At 64.9% G+C, this 2544-nt stretch carries 5 protein-coding genes; 3 read left to right on the top strand and 2 right to left on the bottom strand.

The annotated features are described in order from the left end of the window. A partial coding sequence (locus JMF90_RS33085; RefSeq protein WP_201326005.1) for an alpha/beta fold hydrolase occupies positions 1 to 600 on the top strand: 600 nt, incomplete at its 5' end. 97 nt (positions 601 to 697) lie between these two features. On the opposite strand, the gene JMF90_RS33080 is transcribed toward JMF90_RS33085, so the two are convergent. Together JMF90_RS33080 and JMF90_RS33075 are read right to left on the bottom strand one after the other, a co-directional pair. Further along, on the bottom strand, positions 698 to 1246 hold the full coding sequence (locus tag JMF90_RS33080; protein ID WP_011544954.1) for a GNAT family N-acetyltransferase: 549 nt from the start codon (positions 1244 to 1246) through the stop codon (positions 698 to 700). A 50-nt stretch (positions 1247 to 1296) separates the two neighbouring features. Continuing rightward, positions 1297 to 1917: a helix-turn-helix domain-containing protein gene (locus JMF90_RS33075; RefSeq protein WP_011544955.1), complete on the bottom strand. Its 621-nt coding sequence runs from the start codon at positions 1915 to 1917 to the stop codon at positions 1297 to 1299. Positions 1918 to 2064: 147 nt separating this feature from the next. On the opposite strand from JMF90_RS33075, the gene JMF90_RS33070 reads away from it, so the two are divergent. Together JMF90_RS33070 and JMF90_RS33065 are read left to right on the top strand one after the other, a co-directional pair. Further along, on the top strand, positions 2065 to 2301 hold the full coding sequence (locus tag JMF90_RS33070) for a ParD-like family protein (protein ID WP_011694229.1): 237 nt from the start codon (positions 2065 to 2067) through the stop codon (positions 2299 to 2301). Next, the coding region (locus JMF90_RS33065; RefSeq protein ID WP_201326004.1) for a M24 family metallopeptidase at positions 2301 to 2544 on the top strand (244 nt) is incomplete at its 3' end. The genes JMF90_RS33070 and JMF90_RS33065, both read left to right, overlap by 1 nt.

Raw genomic sequence — 2544 nt, 5'->3', positions numbered from 1 at the left:
GTCATTCTCGCCGGGTACGACTGGGGCGCGCGCGCGGCGTACGGCGTTGCGGCGCTGTTTCCCGAGAGAGTAAGCGGTATGGTTACCGCCGCGGCGGGCTACGCTACCGCGATGCCGGCCAACGAAATGCCCTATGAACTGGCCAACGCGTACTGGTATGAGTGGTACGTCGCCACGACGTATGGAATGAAGGCTTATCGAGAGGATCGCGAACGGTTGTGCAGATACTTATGGCACAGCTGGTCCCCCGCCTGGCCCGACAGGGAGAGCGACTTTCAAGCCATGGTCGACTCTCTCCACAATCCCGACTGGGCCGACATCAGCCTTCATGCTTATCGACAGCGCTGGCACGATGCCCCGGGCGCAGAGCAGCACGAGCAGATAGAACGACAATTGGCGGCTTCGCCGACGATCCCTATCGACACCATCATGCTCCAGGGTGCGGAAGATCGTGACAATTTGCCCACCACTTCTGAAAACAAGGAGCGGTACTTTTCCGGGCACTATGAACACCGCCTGCTGCATGGAATAGGGCACTTCGTCCCGCGTGAGGCGCCAGACGTCTTTGCGGAGGCCATACGCGCGATTGCCGGGCGGTGAGCTTGTGATGCTGCGGCCTCGAGGCCGGGAAGAGCGGTTTTCCGCATCGTCTGGAAGCCGTCGCGCACGGTGCATGCGACGGACGGCCTCCAGCCGATTACCCATCCACCGGCTGCACCGGCGTCTCGAGCTTCAACTGATAGAACGCCGCATCCAGCCAGCGGCCGAACTTGAATCCCGCCTCCGCGATCGTGCCCGAGTGCACGAATCCCAGCTTCGTATGCAGTGCGATGCTCCCGGCATTGGTCGCGTCGATGCAGCCGACCAGCACGTGCACCTGCGCTTCGCGCGCGCGCCGGACTACTTCGCGCAGCAGCAGTTCGCCGAGCCCGCGACCGCGCTGGTCGTTGCGCACGTAGACGCTGTGTTCGACGGTGTACTTGAACGCCGGGAACGCGCGGAACGTACCCCAGCTCGCGAAGCCGAGCAGCGTGCCTGCTGAGTCGACGGCGCCGAAGACCGGAAAACCGCCCGCGCGCTTCGTCGCGAACCACGTGACCATCGCTTCCGGTGGACGCGGCCGGTAGTCGTACAGCGCGGTCGAGTTCGCGATCGCATCGTTCAGGATCTCGAGAATGGCCGCCGCGTGCTCGGCCTCGCTGCAGTCGATCAGGCGCACGTCGTCGCGCTGTGTCGGGGAGTTCATGCGGGTTCCTTCCTGTTGGGTCTAAACCGGTTGCGCATGCGGCGCGCGCATCACGCGCTCCGCACGCCGGCGGCGGACGCATCGCAGATCGCGACGACATAGCGCGCGGCATGCGACGCCGGATTGCTGAAGATCAGCGGCTGGTCGAGCCGCATGGCCAGGCAGTCGCCTTCATGAAGTTCGTGAAGCGTATCGCCGAACGTGACGTCGACGCGGCCGCTGATGATCCACACCTGCTGGTGCGGCGCGCTTTCGCGCCCGCCGCTGTCATATGCGACCCGCGCGCCGGGCGGGAAGTCGACCTCGACGAGCTGGATCGGCGACGGCCAGCCGGCCGGCGACAGGTTGCGCCGCACATAGCCGGACGCCGGATCGCGCCATTCGGCCTGCTGCGCGCGCCGTGCGAGCGGCTGCGCGGGCGCGTCGTCCCGGTCACCGCCAAACAACCCGGCCAGCGACACGCCGAGGCCCGCCGCGAGCTTGTCGAGCACGACGGCTGTGGGGCTGGCCGACGCGCGTTCGATGAGCGAGATCATCGAACGGCTGACGCCGGAACGCGCGGCAAGCGCGTCGAGCGTGTAGCCTCGCACGGTGCGCAGCTCACGCACGCGCCGGGCAATGCGCTCGTTGATGCCGGTGTCGTCGGCCGCGGTGATCGCTGATTCTTTCATGATGGATTGATTTTCCAGTAAACTGGAATTCGAAGTCAACGATATTTCCCGTGGCGATTCGGCGGGACGCGGGACGCGAACGGCTTGCCCGGTCGTCGTACGCGGCGTAATATACGAAACAGCTACGTTTCGTTTAATTGGGGATATATGGGTATCATCAAGATTTCCGAGCACATGCATGAACGGCTGCGCTCGACGAGTACAGCGCTGAGCCGTTCGATCAACGCGCAGGCCGAACACTGGCTGCGCGTCGGGATGCTGGCGGAACTCAACCCGGCGCTGTCCTACGGCGACATCTGCAAGATGCTGATCGAGGCCGAGGCGCGGGGCGGCGACGTGGGGCCGGCGGAGACGGCCGCGCATAGCATCGAGCAGGTGGCGTGATGGCGAAACGAGAAATCCCGATCCGCGGTGCTGCGGAAATCGCCAAGTCGCGCGAAGCCGCGAAGCTCGCGTCGCAGGTGCTCACAATGATCACCGAGCACGTGAAGCCGGGCGTCACCACCGACGAGCTGGACGCGCGCTGCCGCGAATACATCACCGATGAACTCGGCGCGATCCCCGCGAACATCGGCTATCACGGCTATCCGAAGACGCTGTGCACGTCGGTCAATCACGTGGTCTGTC

It is taken from the genome of Burkholderia sp. E168m23, from assembly GCF_016586125.1.
Taxonomy (GTDB): domain Bacteria; phylum Pseudomonadota; class Gammaproteobacteria; order Burkholderiales; family Burkholderiaceae; genus Burkholderia; species Burkholderia orbicola.
The sequence above is the reverse complement of the archived record's forward strand: the minus strand, read 5'-3'. Positions and strand labels throughout refer to the sequence as shown.